General features: G+C 63.4%; 17 protein-coding genes. 7 read left to right on the top strand and 10 right to left on the bottom strand.

Features of this window, described 5'->3' with window-relative positions; all coding sequences use genetic code 11:
- On the top strand, positions 1-483 hold the full coding sequence (locus AC4FIJ_RS08800) for a GAF domain-containing protein (protein WP_490336341.1): 483 nt from the start codon (positions 1-3) through the stop codon (positions 481-483).
- Here the strand turns inward: AC4FIJ_RS08800 and AC4FIJ_RS08805 are convergent.
- From AC4FIJ_RS08805 to AC4FIJ_RS08830, 6 genes are all read right to left on the bottom strand, one after another.
- Positions 480-1,457, bottom strand: a complete 978-nt coding sequence (locus tag AC4FIJ_RS08805) for a ParB/RepB/Spo0J family partition protein (protein WP_490336342.1) — start codon at positions 1,455-1,457, stop codon at positions 480-482. The two genes, AC4FIJ_RS08800 and AC4FIJ_RS08805, sit on opposite strands and share 4 nt — an antisense overlap.
- Positions 1,454-2,230, bottom strand: coding sequence for a ParA family protein (locus tag AC4FIJ_RS08810; RefSeq protein WP_490336343.1), 777 nt, complete (start codon positions 2,228-2,230; stop codon positions 1,454-1,456). The genes AC4FIJ_RS08805 and AC4FIJ_RS08810 overlap by 4 nt, the downstream gene beginning before the upstream one ends.
- Positions 2,227-2,907 (bottom strand): 16S rRNA (guanine(527)-N(7))-methyltransferase RsmG, encoded by a 681-nt coding sequence (rsmG, locus tag AC4FIJ_RS08815; protein WP_490336344.1) that lies wholly within the window; start codon positions 2,905-2,907, stop codon positions 2,227-2,229. The genes AC4FIJ_RS08810 and rsmG overlap by 4 nt, the downstream gene beginning before the upstream one ends.
- Positions 2,904-4,766 (bottom strand): tRNA uridine-5-carboxymethylaminomethyl(34) synthesis enzyme MnmG, encoded by a 1,863-nt coding sequence (gene mnmG / locus AC4FIJ_RS08820; RefSeq protein ID WP_490336345.1) that lies wholly within the window; start codon positions 4,764-4,766, stop codon positions 2,904-2,906. Before mnmG ends, rsmG begins: the two co-directional genes overlap by 4 nt.
- A gap of 68 nt (positions 4,767-4,834) precedes the next feature.
- Positions 4,835-6,127 (bottom strand): tRNA uridine-5-carboxymethylaminomethyl(34) synthesis GTPase MnmE, encoded by a 1,293-nt coding sequence (gene mnmE, locus AC4FIJ_RS08825; RefSeq protein ID WP_490336369.1) that lies wholly within the window; start codon positions 6,125-6,127, stop codon positions 4,835-4,837.
- A 57-nt stretch (positions 6,128-6,184) separates the two neighbouring features.
- Positions 6,185-6,442, bottom strand: a complete 258-nt coding sequence (locus AC4FIJ_RS08830; RefSeq protein WP_490336346.1) for a DUF6489 family protein — start codon at positions 6,440-6,442, stop codon at positions 6,185-6,187.
- Between the two features lie 118 nt (positions 6,443-6,560).
- Here AC4FIJ_RS08830 and AC4FIJ_RS08835 point away from each other — a divergent pair, with 118 nt between their 5' ends.
- Both AC4FIJ_RS08835 and AC4FIJ_RS08840 read left to right on the top strand, forming a co-directional pair.
- Entirely contained in the window at positions 6,561-7,259 is a 699-nt protein-coding gene (locus AC4FIJ_RS08835; RefSeq protein ID WP_490336347.1) for a dienelactone hydrolase family protein, read from the top strand.
- Between the two features lie 8 nt (positions 7,260-7,267).
- On the top strand, positions 7,268-8,881 hold the full coding sequence (locus AC4FIJ_RS08840; RefSeq protein ID WP_490336348.1) for an FMN-binding glutamate synthase family protein: 1,614 nt from the start codon (positions 7,268-7,270) through the stop codon (positions 8,879-8,881).
- A 37-nt stretch (positions 8,882-8,918) separates the two neighbouring features.
- Here the strand turns inward: AC4FIJ_RS08840 and rho are convergent, their stop codons facing one another.
- From rho to hemE, 3 genes are all read right to left on the bottom strand, one after another.
- Positions 8,919-10,172 carry a transcription termination factor Rho gene (gene rho, locus AC4FIJ_RS08845; RefSeq protein ID WP_490336349.1) on the bottom strand — a complete coding sequence of 418 codons (1,254 nt, stop codon included), beginning with the start codon at positions 10,170-10,172 and terminating at the stop codon, positions 8,919-8,921.
- Between the two features lie 234 nt (positions 10,173-10,406).
- Positions 10,407-10,850 (bottom strand): CopD family protein, encoded by a 444-nt coding sequence (locus AC4FIJ_RS08850; protein WP_490336350.1) that lies wholly within the window; start codon positions 10,848-10,850, stop codon positions 10,407-10,409.
- A 116-nt stretch (positions 10,851-10,966) separates the two neighbouring features.
- Positions 10,967-11,995, bottom strand: coding sequence for a uroporphyrinogen decarboxylase (gene hemE / locus AC4FIJ_RS08855; RefSeq protein WP_490336351.1), 1,029 nt, complete (start codon positions 11,993-11,995; stop codon positions 10,967-10,969).
- Positions 11,996-12,331: 336 nt separating this feature from the next.
- On the opposite strand from hemE, the gene AC4FIJ_RS08860 reads away from it, so the two are divergent.
- From AC4FIJ_RS08860 to coaE, 4 genes are read left to right on the top strand one after another with little or no spacing between them, the layout of a single operon-like run.
- Positions 12,332-13,177, top strand: a complete 846-nt coding sequence (locus AC4FIJ_RS08860) for a pyruvate, water dikinase regulatory protein (protein WP_490336352.1) — start codon at positions 12,332-12,334, stop codon at positions 13,175-13,177.
- Entirely contained in the window at positions 13,174-13,752 is a 579-nt protein-coding gene (locus tag AC4FIJ_RS08865) for a Maf family protein (RefSeq protein ID WP_490336353.1), read from the top strand. Before AC4FIJ_RS08860 ends, AC4FIJ_RS08865 begins: the two co-directional genes overlap by 4 nt.
- Entirely contained in the window at positions 13,749-14,621 is an 873-nt protein-coding gene (locus AC4FIJ_RS08870) for a shikimate dehydrogenase family protein (RefSeq protein ID WP_490336354.1), read from the top strand. Before AC4FIJ_RS08865 ends, AC4FIJ_RS08870 begins: the two co-directional genes overlap by 4 nt.
- Positions 14,618-15,226, top strand: a complete 609-nt coding sequence (gene coaE / locus AC4FIJ_RS08875; protein ID WP_490336355.1) for a dephospho-CoA kinase — start codon at positions 14,618-14,620, stop codon at positions 15,224-15,226. Before AC4FIJ_RS08870 ends, coaE begins: the two co-directional genes overlap by 4 nt.
- 50 nt (positions 15,227-15,276) lie before the next feature.
- On the opposite strand, the gene clpA is transcribed toward coaE, so the two are convergent.
- A complete protein-coding gene (gene clpA, locus AC4FIJ_RS08880) occupies positions 15,277-17,670 on the bottom strand; it encodes an ATP-dependent Clp protease ATP-binding subunit ClpA (protein ID WP_490336356.1) in 2,394 nt (797 codons plus the stop codon).
- Positions 17,671-17,910 lie beyond the last annotated feature (240 nt).

Genomic DNA, 17,910 nt, shown 5'->3' on the forward strand with positions numbered 1-17,910 from the left:
ATGTTCAGCTTTCAGCCCAGCAACCCTGCCGACAAACCCTTGCGCTATCGCGAGCTTTGCGAAGCCGCCGATGCCATCACCGCGGGCGAGCCCGATGGCGTGGCCAACATGGCCAATGTCGCCGCGCTGATCTGGCATTTCGTGCCCGGGCTGAACTGGGGCGGGTTCTATCGTTCGGTCGGGGGCGAACTGGTGCTGGGGCCGTTCGTCGGCCTGCCTGCCTGTATCCGCATTCCCTTTGGCAAGGGCGTTTGCGGCGCGGCGGCAGAGACAGGGGACAGCCAGCTGGTGCCCGATGTCCACGCCTTCCCCGGCCATATCGCATGCGACGCGCGCAGCCGGTCGGAACTGGTGGTGCCCGTCATGCGCGGGGGCGAGGCCATCGCCGTGATCGACTGCGACAGCCCCGAACCGGACTTCTTCGACGAGGAAGATCGCAAGGGGCTTGAAGCACTTGCGAGCATTCTTTCGCAGCGAATCTAGATTTCGCCGCCCGTCAGGCGCTGACAGACCAGATCGAGCTGGTCGAGCGTCTTGTAGCGAATCGTCACCGTGCCCGATGCCGGATCCGCGTCGACCTGAATCGACACGGGCAGGCCCAGCGCGTCTTCCAGTTGAGTCTGCACCGCCGCGATATCGGCGTTTTCCGGACCGCGCGGTTCACGCGCCACGCGGCGGGCGGGCTGTGCGGTTTCGCCCGCAGCCTGCTTGCGGACCAGCTTCTCGACATCGCGGACCGACAGCTTCTTGGCGACGGCCTTTTCGGCAATCGCCTCGGCATCGGGGCAATTGATCAGCGCGCGGGCGTGGCCCATCGACAGCGCGCCCTTCTCCACCATCGCCAGCACCGGCTGCGGCAGGGCAAGCAGGCGCATCAGATTGGTGACATGGCTGCGCGACTTGTCGACTAGTCGGGCAATCTCGGCCTGCGCCATGCCGTCGCGGTCGGACAGGCGGTGATAGGCGCGCGCTTCCTCGACCGGGTTGAGGTCTTCGCGCTGGATGTTCTCAATCAACGCCAGAGCGGTGACCTCGCGGTCGTCCAGTTCGCGAATTATTGCTGGAATTTCATGGAGTTGCGCCTTCTGCGCAGCCCTCCAGCGGCGTTCGCCAGCGACCAGCTGATAGCGGCCGCCGCTGGCCGGACGCACGATCACCGGCTGAATCACACCGCGCGAGGCGATGGAGCCCGCGAGCTCTTCCAGAGCGCCTTCCTCGAACTCGACGCGCGGGTTTTCCGGATGCGGTTCGATCGAGGCTATCGCCAGCAGGGCAAGGCCACTTGTCACGCCCTCCGCCGGCGCGGGCGCGGGTGCCTTTGCATTGTGGGAAGCCTGCGGACGCGAGACCGGTTCCTCGCGCTGCGCATCGCCGAGCAAGGCGCCCAGCCCCCGGCCCAGCGCCGCGCGGCGCTTTGCGGTTGGCTTGGTGTCTTCCTTTGCCGCGGTCTTGCTCATGCCGCTTTCCTCCGTTTGGGCAGCCGGTCAATAAGTTCGCGCGCAAGGTCCATATAGGCCCGCGAACCGGCGCAATTGTGATCATAGACGAGGGCGGGCACGCCGTGGCTCGGCGCTTCGGACAGGCGCACATTGCGCGGCACGACCGTGTCGAAGACAAGGTCGCCCAGCACTTCGCGGACATCCTCCGCTACCTGGTCTGTCAGCCGGTTGCGCCGGTCGAACATGGTGAGCGTGATGCCCACGATGCCCAGATCCTCGTTAAAGCGCTGCTGTACCTGCTCGACGGTTTGCAACAGCTGGCTGAGACCCTCGAGCGCGAAGAACTCGCATTGCAGGGGGACGAGCAGCTTGTCCGCCGCGACCAGGCCGTTGAGAGTCAGCAGGCCCAGCGAAGGCGGGCAATCGATGAAGGCGATGTCATATTTGGCGTGATCCGTCAGACCGTCGCGCAGGCGCTGCGTGCGGTTCTCGGCCGATACCAGTTCGATTTCGGCCCCGGATAGGTCGACCGTCGCCGGGACGATGTCGAGGAGCGGGATCGACGTTTCACGTGCACATTCGGACAGCGACGCTCCGTCGATCAGCAGCTCGAAGCTAGAATTTTCGCGATCTGCACGCGCTATGCCTAGCCCGGTCGAGGCGTTCCCCTGCGGATCGAGGTCGATCAGCAATGTCCGCCAGCCCGACGCCGCAAAGGCGGTGGCAAGATTGATGGCTGTGGTCGTCTTTCCCACGCCGCCCTTCTGGTTGGCGATTGCAATAACAATCATCGACGCACCCCGCCTTTGGGACCGATCGCCTTGGGATCAATGCGACCTACTATGATTCCCGATTCGCTGTCCGTAACTGAAGGTTCCACGTGGAACGTATTCTGCCAAGATGGAATTGCCGCCACCTCGTCATTCGCAGACCGTCCTTTGGGAAGCAGCCACAACGTATCCTTGGTAGCGAAGCGCCCGGCCATCGCCAAGAGCTTGGGCATCGGAGCGAACGCGCGGGCGGTGATAACGTCGAATTTCTGGTCAGGGACGGCAGCAACGGCGGTACCGCAGACATGCGCATTGCGCAGTTCGAGCCGGTCAATCGCACGTTCCAGCCATGAGATGCGTAATGGGCGGCGTTCGACCAAAGTAAACTGATCGGCTGGCCGAAGGATCGCGAGGACGATTCCGGGAAGCCCAGCCCCCGACCCCAAATCGATCCATGACATAGATGTTTCACGTGGAACATGATCAAGCAGCTGGGCGCTGTCGAGAATATGGCGCGACCAGATAATCCGGCGCGTCGCGGCGGCGATGAGATTTTGTTCCTCGGCTTCCTCAAGGAGCATGCGAACGAACATATGCAAATGCTCGATTTGCGCATCCGTTGCGCCAAGTCGAGAATTTATCCAATCCAGAGCCTGCTGACGGTCCTGCCGATTTACCTCAATATCCGGCCTTGTCATGCTGCCCGGTCATTTTCATACTTGCGTATGTTCACAACCAAGGCGGCGAGCGCAGAGGGAGTCACGCCCGGAACACGCCCGGCCGCAGACACGGTTTCCGGCCTAGCATTCGAAAGACGCTCCTTCATCTCGTTAGACAGGCCGGGGAGCGCGCCATATTCGAAGTGCTTCGGAATCGTCAGCCCTTCGGCTGCACGCAGGTCGCGAAGCTCTGCATCCTGTCGCTCGAGATAGGGGGCGTAGAGAAGATTTTCGCTCACCTCCTCCATCAGGTCGCTATCGCTCGCCACGCCATCCTCCATGGCCCAATCGCCGATCTTGTCGCGGATTTCTTCGAACCGGGCCCAGTCCCGCAGTGGGCGCGTGCCGCTTGCGCTCAGCGCGACCGATGTTCCACGTGAAACAATATCGGCGCGCGACCAAGAGTGCGACAGCCAATCCTGCACCGCAAAGGCCTGCTTCTCCCTTGCTTCGAACCATTCCCGGCGCTGCTTGCCTATACAACTGATATCGATCCCGATCGGTGTGAGACGCGAGGATGCGTTATTGGCGCGCAGGCGAAGCCGATATTCGGCGCGGGCGGTCAGCATGCGATAGGGTTCCGATACGCCCTGCAATGTAAGATCGTCGACCATTACAGCCATGTAGCTATTTGCCCTGTCGAGCCTTGGCCCTTCGCGTCCCAATACAACAGCAGCACTGTGGAGCCCGGCGAGCAGGCCTTGCGCGGCTGCTTCCTCATAGCCGGTAGTGCCATTGATCTGACCGGCGCAATACAGGCCGGGCATGGCCTTGAGCTCCAACGTCGACGTGAGAGCGCGCGGATCGATATGATCATACTCGACAGCATATCCGGGCTCGATAACGCGAACCTGTTCGAGGCCAGCGATGGCCTTCAGCATCGCTTCCTGAATGTCGACGGGCAGCGATGTGCTGATACCGTTGGGATAGATCAGCGCATTATCCAGACCCTCCGGTTCGAGGAAAATCTGGTGTCCGTCACGGTCGCCGAAACGGTGGATCTTGTCTTCGATGGAAGGACAATATCGGGGACCGCGTGAATCGATGGCTCCCGAAAATAGCGGCGATCTGTCGAGCCCACCTCGGACTATATCATGCGCTCGTTCATTCGTGCGGGTGATCGCACAAAATAATTGCGGATTCCGGCGGCTCCCCGTCAGCGGCGACATCAGCCATTGCTCGACGTCGGACTCCTGCCGTTGCAACTGCTGCCAATCTATGGTCCGTCCATCGAGCCGCGGTGGCGTGCCTGTCTTGAGGCGTGCCATGGGTAGATTGGCTTCGCGCAATTGCGCGGCCAGCCGGTGGGCACTGTTCTCGCCGATCCGCCCACCTTCGAGCCTTTCCTCGCCCCGGAAGAGGCGTCCCCCCAGAAACGTACCGGTGCAGAGGATGATCGCGGATGCCATCAACCGCTGGCCACTGGCCAGTTCGACGCCGCACGCGCGACCGCCCGACATGACCAGTGCGGCCACCTCGCCCTCGATCTCGGTTACGTTCGGAGTCTCGGACATCATCGCCTGAATTGCCTGGCGAAAGAGGGTGCGGTCGGCCTGTACCCTCGGCCCCTGAACGGCGCTGCCCTTTGAGCGGTTGAGCATGCGATAATGGATCGCCGCTTGATCGGCGGCGCGGGCGATCAATCCGTCGAACGCGTCGACCTCGCGAACCAGATGTCCCTTGCCCAATCCGCCGATGGCCGGATTGCAGGACATCGCCCCAGTCTTGCTCTTGTCGAAGGTGACAAGCGCGGTGGACGCGCCCATACGTCCGGCGGCGGCGGCCGCTTCGCATCCGGCGTGACCTCCGCCGACCACAATGACGTCGAAATTATGCATGTTCGGCCCATACCGTTCGCGCGCATCACGGTCAAAGAAGAAAGGCGTAGATGTTCCACGTGGAACATCTATTTGCCGATACAGAAGCGTCCGAACAGTGCGTCGAGCATGTCTTCCGTGCCGGTATTGCCCAGCAGCCGATCGAATGCACTCCTCACCCGGCGGAGACACTCGGCGATCAGTAAGGGATCGGACAGATGGCCAGCCTCGACAAGATTATCCCTCGCCTGTTCGATCAGCGAGGCCTGCCGCTCGTTGATCGCGATCTGGCCGGGTTTAGGCATCGCTTCGGCTGCTCTTGCGATCAAAGCCGTCCGAAGCGCGTCGACCCCCTCCCCCGTCGCGGCAGAAACCGAAAAATCGGCGGACGCCATCTTCTCCGCCGGCGAGATTCGAAGATCGATCTTGGTCTCGATCTGCCAGCTATTCTCCGGTCCCTGCCCCTTTTCGCCAAGCCATAGCACAAGGTCCGCGCGCGCGAGTTCCGCGCCTGCCCGCTCTATGCCGATGGCCTCGATCGTATCGTCGGTGCGGTCGCGAAGTCCCGCCGTGTCGACGAACAGGAAGGGGATGCCACCCAAGGCGATGGGCCGATGCAGCGCGTCACGCGTAGTGCCCGCGATGGGCGTTGCGATGGCCGCCTCATCCTCTATCAAAGCATTGAACAGGCTACTTTTTCCTGCGTTTGGAGGCCCGCCAATGGCAACGCGAAACCCCTCGCGCAGCACCTCCGCGCGCGGCGAGTGCAGCCATTCGCCCAGTCTTTCTGCCAAGACGGCGCACTCCCGTGCCATGTCCAGCTCGATGGCATCCGCGTCGTCCTCATCCGAAAAGTCGATCAGGGTTTCGATCCGCGCCGAAAGCGACAGCACCTCGTCCCGCCACTCACCGACCCGCCGCGAAAAGGCTCCGCCGCTCAGCGCCTGTGCATTGCGCAATTGCAGTTCGGTCTCCGCGCTCAGCAGATCGGCGAGCCCTTCGGCCTCGGCCAGATCAATCCTTCCATTGCGAAAGGCGCGCAGCGTGAACTCGCCCGGTTCGGCGCGCCGCAATCCGTCGAGCGATGCGAGAACCTCCTGAACCCTCGCCACAAGCGCGCGGCCGCCGTGCAAATGAAGCTCGGCACAGTCCTCGCCGGTCGCATTGCGGGGGCCCGGCAGGAACAGGACCAGCGTTTCGTCAAGAAGGCTGGCGTCGGCGGGATCGCGCAGCTGCATCACGCTGGCGCGGCGGGGCTGCGGAATGCGTCCACCCAGGCTCTGCAATACCGACGAGGCACGCGGACCGCTGATGCGGATCACGGCAATGCCGGCGGGCGGATTGCCGCTGGAAAGGGCGAAGATCGTGTCGTCGACAGCCATGGCCATGCCAGTGCCCACCCGGCGCGGCGAAATCCAGCCCCTATGCTGCGATCAGGCCTAGTTCGTGGATTTGGCGCCCTTGCCGAAAGCCGCCTGCGCGCCGGTTTCCATCAGCTGCTGGAACATTTTCAGGCCCAGCTCACCCATCGGGGTGAACTGCTTGATCATTTCCTGCATCTGCTCGACATTTCCGGTCCCCTTCATCGTGTTGATGATGGTGTCGACGTAATATTCATTCACGCGCGTGACATCGGGCAGGCCAAGAAAGCGCCGCGCCTCTTCCGGCGAGCAATCGAATTCGACATTCACTTTCATTGGCTTAACCCCGTGGAACCTTATGCATGGGTGCACGCTGTCACAGACGGGTGGCAATGTCCAATGGTGCTTCCTAGGTTGGGTCGAGCACCCGCAACCGCATAAGGAGAGAATGGCCATGGAATTCGCCCAATCGGTTCCCACGCTTGAGAATGACGGCAGCTTTGGCGTCTATGTCGCCCGGCCCTCCTCTACGCCTAAGGCGGCGATCGTCGTCATTCAGGAGATCTTTGGCGTGAATGCCGGAATTCGGGAAAAGTGCGACCTGCTGGCCAAGGACGGATATCTCGCCGTCGCGCCCGACCTGTTCTGGCGGTTTGAGCCGGGGATCGAACTCGACCCCGATGTCGAGGACGAGATGCAGCAGGCGTTCGACTATTTCGGCAAGTTCGACTTCGACCAGGCGGTGAAGGACCTGGAATCGACGGTCCACTGGGTCCGCCGCGAGGAAGGCGTGCAAAAGGTCGGCTGCGTCGGATACTGCGCGGGCGGACGGCTTGCCTATATGATGGCGGCGCGCACCGACGTGGATGCCTCGGTCGGATATTACGGCGTGATGATCGACAAGATGCTGAACGAGAGCCATGCCATCGCCAAGCCGCTGATGCTGCATATCCCGACGGCGGACGGCTTTGTCGATGCGGATGCGCAAAAGGCGATGCACGAAGGGCTGGACGATCACCCGCGCGTGACCCTGCATGATTACGAGGGGCTGGATCACGGCTTTGCCACGCAATCCGGCAAGCGCCGCGATGAGCAGGGCGCACAGCTGGCGGACAAGCGCACCGCGGAGTTCTTCGGCAAGCATCTGGCGTAAGCGCAGCCATGCAGAACAGGGCCAGCTGGCGCCGCTCCGCTGATCTTTACACGCGCTTTGCGGTGCCGGCGGTGCTGGTGGTGCTAACCGCGGTTGCGCTGGTCTGGCCTGGCGTGCGCTGGCTCGCCTATCTCACCGTGCCGCTGCTGCTGATTGCGGTGTGGGATTTCTTCCAGACCCGGCACACGCTGCGGCGCAATTATCCGCTGATCGCGCGCTTTCGCTGGTTGATGGAGGATTTCCGGCCCTATTTCCGCTCCTATCTGATCGAATCCGATCTGGAAGGGCGGCCCTTCAACCATGACCAGCGAGCGCTGATCTACGCGCGGGCGAAGGGTCAGCTCGATTCGCATCCGTTCGGCACTGAGCTGGATGTGTATTCCGAGGAATATGAGTGGCTTGGCCATTCCATCGCGCCCACCAAGGAGGCACCGAAGGAATGGCGCTGTAAGGTCGGATCGGACCAGTGCAGCCGGCCCTATTCCGCATCGCTGCTCAATATTTCGGCGATGAGCTTTGGATCGCTGTCGGCCAATGCGGTCATGGCGCTGAACAAGGGCGCATCCAGCGGCGGGTTCTATCACGACACCGGCGAAGGCGGCATCTCGCGCTATCACAAGGCGCATGGCGGCGATCTGGTGTGGGAACTGGGCAGCGGCTATTTCGGCTGCCGCAACAAGGACGGCAGTTTCGATCCCGGCCTGTTCGCCGAGAATGCGCAGGCCGACACGGTCAGGATGATCGAGGTCAAGCTGAGCCAGGGCGCGAAGCCCGGCCATGGCGGATTGCTGCCGGGCAGCAAGGTGACCGACGAGATCGCCGAAGCGCGCGGCGTGCCGGTGGGTGAGGATTGCCTGTCGCCTCCCGGGCATTCGGCCTTTTCCACGCCGATCGAGATGATCGAATGGTGCGCCCGGCTGCGCGAGATGGCGGGCGGCAAGCCGGTCGGGCTGAAGCTGTGCGTGGGACAGCCGCACGAGGTGATGGCCATCGCCAAGGCCATGCTGGAGACCGGCATCACGGTCGATTACATCGTCGTCGACGGCGGCGAAGGCGGCACTGGCGCGGCCCCCGTCGAATTGTCCAACCGTGTCGGCATGCCGATGCGCGAGGGGCTGATCATGGTGCGCAACATGCTGGTCGGATCGGGGCTGAAGCCGCAGGTGAAGATCGCGGCGGCAGGCAAGGTGCATTCGGGCGCGGGGCTGGCGATGAATTTCGGGCTGGGCGCGGACTGGAGCAATGCCGCGCGCGCCTTCATGTTTGCGCTGGGCTGCGTGCAATCGATGAAATGCCACACCGATGAATGCCCCACCGGTGTCGCCACGCAGGACGCCACGCGCCAGCGCGGGCTGGTGGTGGAGGACAAGGCGGAACGGGTCGCGCGGTTCCAGCGCCAGACCCTGCACGGGCTGCGCGAGATCGTGGTTGCGATGGGGCTGGACGATCCATGGCAGATCCAGCCGCATCACATTGGCGAGCGGCTGAATTCGGTGCGGTCCGATTCGATGGACCAGTTCTATCGGTTCCTGAAACCCGGCGTGCTGGTGGAAGACCCCGACAACACGCAATACGCCCGCCACTGGAAAGCGGCGAGCGCAGAGACGTTTCGCATGGTCTGAAGGGCCGGTCGCATGGTCTGCGGGCCGGCCCCGCAGATCACTGGTTCATGGTGGCGAAGAAGTCTTCGTTGGTCTTCGAATCCTTCATCTTGTCGAGAAGGAATTCCATCGAATCGATCGTGCCCATCTGCATCAGGATGCGGCGCAGAACCCACATCTTGGACAGCTGTTCCTTGTTGACCAGCAGCTCTTCCTTGCGGGTGCCGGACTTGCCGACATCCAGTGCGGGGAAGATGCGCTTGTCCGCGACCTTGCGGTCGAGCACGATTTCCGAGTTGCCGGTGCCCTTGAACTCTTCGAAGATCACCTCGTCCATGCGGCTGCCGGTGTCGATCAGCGCGGTCGCGATGATGGAGAGCGAGCCGCCCTCCTCGATATTGCGCGCCGCGCCGAAGAAGCGCTTGGGGCGCTGCAATGCGTTCGCGTCGACACCGCCGGTCAGCACCTTGCCCGAGGACGGGACCACGGTGTTGTAGGCACGGCCGAGGCGCGTGATCGAATCGAGCAGGATCACCACGTCCTTCTTGTGCTCGACCAGTCGCTTGGCCTTTTCGATCACCATTTCGGCGACCTGCACGTGACGCTGCGCAGGTTCGTCGAAGGTCGAGGAGATGACTTCGCCCTTCACGCTGCGCTGCATGTCGGTCACTTCCTCGGGCCGTTCGTCGACCAGCAGGACCAGCAGGAACACTTCGGGATGGTTGTCGGTGATTGCCTTGGCGATGTTCTGCAGCAGCACGGTCTTGCCGGTGCGCGGCGGCGCCACGATCAGCGCGCGCTGGCCCTTGCCCTGCGGCGAGATGATGTCGATCACCCGCGCCGACTTGTCCTTCACGGTCGGATCCACGGTGTCGAGCACCAGCTTCTCGTCCGGATAGAGCGGGGTGAGATTGTCGAAATTAACGCGGTGACGGACCACGTCGGGGTCGTCGAAATTGACCTTGAGCAGCTTGGTCAGCGCGAAATAGCGTTCGCCGTCGCGGGGCGCGCGAATCTCGCCCTCGACCGTATCCCCGGTGCGCAGCTGGAACTTGCGGACCTGGTTGGGCGAGACATAGATGTCGTCGGGCCCGGCGAGATAGTTCGCCTCGGGGCTGCGCAGGAAGCCGAAACCGTCGGGCAGCACTTCGATCGTGCCGATGCCCAGGATTTCCTCATCCTCGGCAACCTCTTTCAGGATGCCGAACATGATGTCCTGACGCCGCAGGGTCGACGCGCCCTCCACGCCCAGCTCTTCGGCCATTTCGACCAGTTCGGCGGGGGTTTTCTGCTTGAGTTCCTTGAGATGCATATTCTGTTATTCCGATTAAGGAGATCCGCTTGGCGTCCTTGAACCGGAAATTCGCACGCAGTTCGGCGAAGGCAGGACGTTATTCGGTTTGTAAAGGCTGGAGCGAGAACCCCGCATGGTGCGCGAGGGTCGCTAAAAGACAAGGCCCAAGATAAGGCCGCCGCGGCGCAAGGTCAATCGCCCTTCGCCGCTTATGTGTCCACCACTGGTCGCAAAACCGGCGATGCGGGCGGCCTAGAACGGTTTGACGACCACCAGCACCACGATCAGCGCCAGCAATATGCCCGGCACCTCGCCCCACATGCGCAGCTGCTTTTCCGAAAGCGGACGATCGCCCCGCGCCATCTTTTTCGCCTTGCCGACCATGATCCCGTGATAGGCGGTCATCAGCACGACCAGCAGCAGCTTGGCATGCAGCCAGGATTCGCCCCAGACACCCTGCACATAGGCCAGCGCCAGCCCCAGCACCCACACCACGACCAGACTGGGCGTCAGGATGATCTTGCGCAGCAGGCCGGTCCGCTTGGCCCACAGCGCTTCCTCGTCCGAGCCGGGCGCGGCGGGATGCATGTAGATCATCTGGCGCGGCAGCATGAACAGCCCCGCCAGCCAGAACACCACGAAGATGATATGGCCTGCCTTGAGCCAGAGGTAGATCATGGAAAGCGCCTCTTGCATGGCCGCCTTGATAGCGGCGCGGAACGGGAGGTTGAAGGGGGTAGTGAGGGCAATCGCCCGATCGCTAGCCTGAGGAACGGCGGCCTGATCGACGATGGTCCGATGGGCGATGCAAATCAGGGCCGCTGCCAGCCGCGCACGGTGGCAAGCAGGCTCTCGACATGCTCGATCGGGGTGAACTGGCCGATCCCGTGACCCAGGTTGAACACATGCGGCCGGTGCGCGCAGGCGTCGAGGATGAAGCGCACGCGGCTCTCCATCTCCGCGCCGCCCGCCATCAGCCGCAGCGGATCCAGATTGCCCTGCAGCGGCATGTTTTCCGGCAGTTCACGCGCTGCCCACGCGATATCCACCGACTCGTCCACACCCACCGCATCGACCAGCGTTTCCTTGGCATAGGCGACCAGCTTCTCGCCCGCGCCCTTGGGAAAGCCGATGATCGGCACGCCCGGACAGCGCTGGCGCACCGCGGCCACGATGCGCGCGGTGGGCGCGATCACCCAGCGGCCGAACTCGTCGGGCGCAAGGCTGCCCGCCCAGCTGTCGAACACCTGCACCGCCTCGGCCCCGGCCTCGATCTGGCCGACCAGATAGTCGATGGTGACATCGGCGATGGCATCGATGATCGCCTGAAACCCTTGCGGATCGGCATAGGCCATTTCGCGCGTTTCATGCTGGTCGCGGCTGCCCTCGCCATTGACCATGTAAGTCGCGACCGTCCACGGCGCGCCCGCAAAGCCCAGCATGGTCTGCTGTGGGCTCAACTGCGCCTTCACAAGCTCCACGGTGCGGTAGATCGGCGAAAGGCGCTCTGGCACCCCTTCCAGCGCCCTCAGCGCCCCATCGGCGAGCCTTGGCGAAAGCTTTGGCCCCTCGCCCGCCAGGAATTCGAGGTTCTGGCCCATCGCATAGGGCACGATCAGAATGTCGGAAAACAGGATCGCCCCGTCGAAACCGAACCGCCGCAACGGCTGCATCGTGATCTCGGCCGCGGCCTCGCTGTCATAGACCAGCGCGAGAAAACCGCCCTTTTCCGCGCGCAATTCGCGGTATTCGGGCAGATAGCGTCCCGCCTGCCGCATCAGCCAGATCGGGCGCCGGTCGAGATTCCTGCCCTTGAGCGTTTCGAGAAGAGGGCCTGCCATAAATCTCCAAAAGAAAGATTCTTATAATTGGTTGAAGGACTCTGTTGGTCCTGTGGATTGTGGGGATTGTCGCGATTGCCCGAATTATCACCGCAAGGCCACTGCAAATTGCCGAACCCGAATCCGCATGCGACGTGAGTCAAACGCTAGTTCTTCGCCTTATGAACAGGCTGTGGGCGAAGCGGACCCCCTGTCCAGAACCTGGCCCGTTCGGGACTCGCAGCGGGGACGGAATCGGTCGTTTTGCTTGTCCCCGGCATCGTCCCATGATTTATCGCCCTATTCGTCCACAACCCCCAACCGGCCGTTACGGCGACCAGGATCGATCATAGCGCAATGACCCGCCTGCACCTGCATCTTCTGTCTGACTCCACGGGCGAGACGCTGGAAATGATCGCCAAGGCGGCGCTGGCGCAGTTCGAGGGAGCCGATGTCGACCGCCATTTCTGGCCGATGGTCCGCTCGCAGCAGCATCTCGACCGCATCATGGGCGAAATCGTGCGCAATCCGGGCCTCGTGCTGTTCACGCTGGCGAACCAGGAGATCCGCGAAAGGCTGGAGTCAAAATGCGACGAGGCGGGGCTGGCCACCGTGTCCGCACTGGACGAGGTGACGCGCCGCCTGTCCAGCCTGCTGGGACAGGAAGCGCATGCCCGCCCCGGCCGCCAGCACCGCATGGACGAGGCCTATTTCGCGCGGGTCGAGGCGATCCAGTTCACCATCGCGCATGACGACGGCCTGCTGTGGGAGGAATGGGAAGAGGCCGATATCGTGCTGGCGGGCGTGTCGCGCACGTCCAAGACGCCGACCTCGATCTATCTGGCCAATCGCGGCTATCGCACCGCCAATATCCCCATCGTGGTCGAATCCCCGCCGCCCAAGGCGCTGTTCGGCCTGCGCCGGCCGCTGGTCGTGGGGCTGACGACATCGCCCGACCGGCTGATCCAGATCCGGCGCAATCGGCTGCTGTCGCTCAACCAGGCGCCCGAGACGGATTATGTCGATCACGACCGGGTCGAAAAGGAACTGAAATTCGCGCGCCGCATGTTCGCCGACAATGGCTGGCCGGTGATCGACGTCACGCGCCGATCGATCGAGGAAACGGCGGCGGCAGTCATCAATCTGGTCAATGAACGGCAGAGCGGCCTGTCGAAAGGCAATACGGGGCCCAAGCCGGTATGATCGTGCTCGCATCCAAGAGCGCGTCGCGGCAGGCCATGCTGGAACAGGCGGGCGTCGCGTTCGAGGCGCGGCCTGCCGACATCGACGAGCGCGCGCTGGAGGCCGCGATGACGGGTGCCGCGGCCGGCGACATCGCGCTTGCGCTGGCGGAAGCCAAGGCGGCGGCGGTCGATGCACCCGGACGGCTGGTACTGGGCAGCGATTCGCTGGTCGAGGTAGACGGGCGCCGTTTCGACAAGCCGGAGAGCCGCGAGGCTGCCGCGCAGCATCTGCGCTTCTTCTCAGGCCGCACCATGCATCTGCACAGCGCAGCGGCGCTGGTCCGGGATGGCGACATGGTATGGCGGCACAAGGCGCTGGCCCGCTTGCGGGTGCGCCGCCTGAGCGAGGACTTTATCGAGAACTATCTCGACGCCGAATGGCCCGCGGTCGGCTGGTGTGTCGGCGTGTTCCGCATCGAGGGGCCGGGCGTGCAATTATTCGAAGGCTTTGACGGCGATTATTTCACCGTGCTGGGCATGCCATTGCTGCCGGTGCTGGGCGCGCTGCGCGAACAGGGGGAATTGCCGCAATGACCGCCCAAGGATCGAACCGGCCCTATGCCGAGGTGATCGGCGACCCCATCGCGCAGTCGAAATCGCCCGACATCCATAATTTCTGGCTGCAGCGGCTGGGGCTGGACGGCGATTATCGCCGCTGTCACGTGACGGCCGAAGGGCTCGCGGACTACATCGCGCAGCGGCGCGGCGATCCGGACTGGCGCGGCTGCAACGTCACCATGCCGCACAAGCAGGCGATCATGGCGCTGGTCGATGCGGTCGATCCGGCGGCGCAGGCGATCGGCGCGGTCAATACGGTGGTGCGACAGGCGGACGGCACGCTGAAGGGTTTCAACACCGATGCGCCCGGCTTCCTCGAACCCTTGCTGGACGAGCTTTCGCAGCCGCATCTGTTCCGCATGGCGCGCATCATCGGCAATGGCGGTGCGGCGCGGGCGCTGGTCAAGGCGCTGTGCGATCATGGCTTCGTCATCGTGATGTTCGGCCGCGATCCGGCCAGGGCGCGCGTCCTGCTGGACGAGCTGGACCCCGAGGGCGAGCACCATGTCGCGCCGCTGTCCATGCTGGCCGAGCCGACCGAATTCGATTTCGACGACCGGGTCGGTTGCCTCGATCTGGTGGTCAATGCCAGCCCGCTGGGCATGACTGGCAATCCGCCGCTGGACCTGCATCCCGGCCATGTCCCGCCGCGCTCGATCTGCTATGAAATCGTCACCAGCCCGCGCGAGACCGAATTTCTGAAGACCGCGAAAGAGGCCGGTTTCCGGACCATCGACGGCCTGTCGATGCTGATCGGGCAGGCGGCCTATGCGTTCGAGAAATTCTTTGGCCAGCCAGCGCCGCGCGAAGATGACGCCAAACTGCGCGAGATCCTGACCCGATGAACAGCCCGGCAAGCGAAAACCGGCCCTTCATCCTTGGCCTCACCGGCTCCATCGGCATGGGCAAGTCGACCGTTGCGGGCATGTTCCGCGATTGCGGCGTCCCAGTCTTCGATGCCGATGCCGAGGTGCACCGCCTGCAAGGGCCAAACGGCTTGCTGATCCCAGCCATAGAGGAAGCCTTTCCCGGCACCACCGGCCCCGAAGGCGTCAAGCGCGCCGAACTGGGCGCCATCGTGTTCGCCGATCCGCAGGCGCTGAAAAGGCTGGAGGCCATCGTCCATCCCGCCGTCGCGGAAGAGCGTTTCGCCTTCATGGAAGCGAACCGCGATGCGCCGCTGATCGTGTTCGATATTCCGCTGCTGTACGAAAAGACCGGCACGCGCGGGCTGGATGCCGTGGCGGTCGTGTCGGCGCCTGCCGAGGAACAGCGCCGACGCGTTCTGAAGCGCCCGGGAATGACGGTGGAGAAATTCGAGGAGATCCTCGCGCTCCAGGTTCCCGATGCGGAAAAGCGCGCCCGGGCCGATCATGTCATCGACACCGGCGGCGCGCTGGAAGATACCCGACGGCAGGTCGAGGCGCTGGTCGAACAGCTGGCACCATAGAAAAGGGCGGCCCTTTCGAGGCCGCCCTTCCCTATTCGCGCTATCGCCGGTCAGCCGTTGCCGGAATCCTCGTCCGGTTCGTGCGAACCTTCCGCCGACTTGCCGCCGTCCTTCTTCGGCGCCGCCTTCTTCTTGCGGCGCTTCACCAGCTTGGGCGGGGCGGGCGTCAGTTCGAAAGCCAGCTCGGGCTTGTCGTCCTCGCCGGTCTTGGTGCTGACATGCACCTCGCCGCCTGCGGACAGCTTGCCGAACAGCAGTTCCTCGGCCAGCGGCTGCTTCACCTTTTCCTGTATCACGCGGCTCATCGGGCGCGCGCCATACAGGCGGTCGTAACCGCGTTCGGCCAGCCAGCCCCGGGCATCGCCGTCGAACTGTATATGCACGTTCTGGTCGGCCAGCTGCAGTTCCAGCTGCAGGATGAACTTGTCGACCACGCGGCTGACGATTTCCTTGCCCAGATAGGCAAACGGCACGATCGCATCGAGACGGTTGCGGAATTCGGGGCTGAACATCTTCTTGACCGCCTCATCCCCGGCGTCCGCCTTGGAGATGTCGCCAAAGCCGATGCCATTGCGCGCCATGTCCGCCGCGCCCGCATTGGTCGTCATGATGAGGACGACATTGCGGAAATCGACCGTCTTGCCGTGGTGATCGGTCAGGCGTCCGTTGTCCATCACCTGCAGCAATATGTTGAACAGGTCGGGATGCGCCTTCTCGATCTCGTCCAGCAGCAGCACGCAATGCGGTTGCTGGTCGATAGCATCGGTGAGCAGACCGCCCTGGTCGAAGCCGACATAGCCCGGAGGCGCGCCGATCAGGCGCGAGACCGAGTGCCGCTCCATATATTCCGACATGTCGAAACGCTGCAGCGGAATGCCCATGATGTCGGCCAGCTGACGCGCGACCTCGGTCTTGCCGACGCCCGTGGGGCCGCTGAACAGGAACGAGCCGATCGGCTTGTCCGCATCGCGCAGACCCGCGCGGGACAGCTTCATCGCGGTCGACAGAACCTCGATCGCCTTGTCCTGCCCGAACACCACCTGTTTCAGGTCGCGTTCCAGGTTTTCCAGCGCCTTCTTGTCGTCCTTCGACACCGATTTCGCCGGAATGCGCGCCATGGTCGAGATCACCTTCTCGATCTCGCGAGCGGTGATCGTCTTCTTGCGGCGGCTGGGCGGGACCAGCATCTGCATCGCGCCCACTTCGTCGATCACGTCGATCGCCTTGTCGGGCAGCTTGCGGTCGTTGATGTAACGGGCCGACAGCTCGACCGCGGTCTTGATCGCGTCGGGCGTGTACTTGACCTGGTGGTGCTCCTCGAACGCCGAACGCAGGCCGCGCAGGATCTTGATCGTATCCTCGACCGTGGGTTCGTTGACGTCGATCTTCTGGAACCGGCGCAGCAGGGCGCGGTCCTTTTCGAAGTGGTTGCGGAACTCCTTGTAGGTCGTGGAACCCACGCAGCGGATCGCACCCGACGACAGCGCGGGTTTCAGCAGGTTCGAGGCATCCATCGCCCCGCCGCTGGTCGCGCCCGCACCGATCACGGTGTGGATCTCGTCGATGAACAGGATCGCCTCGGGCATCTTTTCCAGTTCGGAAACGACCTGCTTCAGCCGTTCCTCGAAATCGCCGCGATAGCGGGTACCCGCCAGCAGCGCGCCCATGTCGAGCGAGTAGATGACCGCTTCGGCCAGCACTTCGGGCACGTCGCCCTCGACGATCTTGCGGGCAAGGCCTTCGGCGATGGCCGTCTTGCCGACGCCCGGATCGCCCACATAGAGCGGGTTGTTCTTGGATCGGCGGCACAGGATCTGGATCGTGCGATCCACTTCGGGCCCGCGCCCGATCAGCGGATCGACCTTGCCGGCCAGCGCCTTGGTGTTGAGGTTGACGGTGAACTGGTCGAGCGCCGAATCCTTCTTGTTCTTGGCCCCCTGCTCGGCGCGTTCCTCGGCCTTGGGGTCTTCGTCGCCCTTGGCAGGGCGCTGCTCGACCTGCTTGCCGGTCTTGCCGATGCCGTGGCTGATATAGGAAACCGCGTCCAGCCTGCTCATGTCCTGCTGCTGCAGGAAATAGACGGCATAGGAATCGCGTTCCGAGAACAGCGCGACCAGCACATTCGCGCCGGTGACCGTGTCCTTCCCGCTCGACTGCACGTGCAGGATGGCGCGCTGGATCACGCGCTGGAACCCGGCGGTGGGCGAGGGATCGGCCTTTTCGCTGGTCTTCAGCGATTGATATTCCTGGTCGAGGTACTGCTTCACCACGCCGGTCAATTCGGGAAGCTCGACGCCGCAGGCTTCCATCACCTGCGCGGCGTCCTCATCCTCGATCAGGGCGAGAAGAAGGTGTTCCAGAGTCGCATATTCATGCGCGCGCTCTGCCGCATTGGCGAGCGCGGTGTGAAGCGTCTTTTCGAGGCTCTGGGCGAAAGAGGGCATTGGGCGCTATTTCCTATCCAAAGGGAACCGGAGTCGCGATCATGGCAAGATTGTCATGAACGTAAGGCGAAAGCGTTAACGGCGAATTTTCGGTGCCGGCGCTGTCGCGGGGTCTGGGCCTGAAACCCGCGTTTCCTTCGCGCAATGGCGCGGCGGAAACGGGCCTTGCAGTCCGTGTTGCAACGGTAAGCGCCGCCATGTTTCTGGCCCGAGCAAATCGAGCTGGGGCGGCGCGGGCGA

The organism is Croceicoccus sp. (assembly GCF_983967925.1).

Coding starts and splice junctions, on each gene's coding strand:
- AC4FIJ_RS08800 (WP_490336341.1), top strand. CDS start 1: ATGTTCAGCTTTCAGCCCAGCAACCCTGCCGACAAACCCTTGCGCTAT.
- AC4FIJ_RS08805 (WP_490336342.1), bottom strand. CDS start 1,457: ATGAGCAAGACCGCGGCAAAGGAAGACACCAAGCCAACCGCAAAGCGC.
- AC4FIJ_RS08810 (WP_490336343.1), bottom strand. CDS start 2,230: ATGATTGTTATTGCAATCGCCAACCAGAAGGGCGGCGTGGGAAAGACG.
- rsmG (WP_490336344.1), bottom strand. CDS start 2,907: ATGACAAGGCCGGATATTGAGGTAAATCGGCAGGACCGTCAGCAGGCT.
- mnmG (WP_490336345.1), bottom strand. CDS start 4,766: ATGCATAATTTCGACGTCATTGTGGTCGGCGGAGGTCACGCCGGATGC.
- mnmE (WP_490336369.1), bottom strand. CDS start 6,127: ATGGCTGTCGACGACACGATCTTCGCCCTTTCCAGCGGCAATCCGCCC.
- AC4FIJ_RS08830 (WP_490336346.1), bottom strand. CDS start 6,442: ATGAAAGTGAATGTCGAATTCGATTGCTCGCCGGAAGAGGCGCGGCGC.
- AC4FIJ_RS08835 (WP_490336347.1), top strand. CDS start 6,561: ATGGAATTCGCCCAATCGGTTCCCACGCTTGAGAATGACGGCAGCTTT.
- AC4FIJ_RS08840 (WP_490336348.1), top strand. CDS start 7,268: ATGCAGAACAGGGCCAGCTGGCGCCGCTCCGCTGATCTTTACACGCGC.
- rho (WP_490336349.1), bottom strand. CDS start 10,172: ATGCATCTCAAGGAACTCAAGCAGAAAACCCCCGCCGAACTGGTCGAA.
- AC4FIJ_RS08850 (WP_490336350.1), bottom strand. CDS start 10,850: ATGCAAGAGGCGCTTTCCATGATCTACCTCTGGCTCAAGGCAGGCCAT.
- hemE (WP_490336351.1), bottom strand. CDS start 11,995: ATGGCAGGCCCTCTTCTCGAAACGCTCAAGGGCAGGAATCTCGACCGG.
- AC4FIJ_RS08860 (WP_490336352.1), top strand. CDS start 12,332: ATGACCCGCCTGCACCTGCATCTTCTGTCTGACTCCACGGGCGAGACG.
- AC4FIJ_RS08865 (WP_490336353.1), top strand. CDS start 13,174: ATGATCGTGCTCGCATCCAAGAGCGCGTCGCGGCAGGCCATGCTGGAA.
- AC4FIJ_RS08870 (WP_490336354.1), top strand. CDS start 13,749: ATGACCGCCCAAGGATCGAACCGGCCCTATGCCGAGGTGATCGGCGAC.
- coaE (WP_490336355.1), top strand. CDS start 14,618: ATGAACAGCCCGGCAAGCGAAAACCGGCCCTTCATCCTTGGCCTCACC.
- clpA (WP_490336356.1), bottom strand. CDS start 17,670: ATGCCCTCTTTCGCCCAGAGCCTCGAAAAGACGCTTCACACCGCGCTC.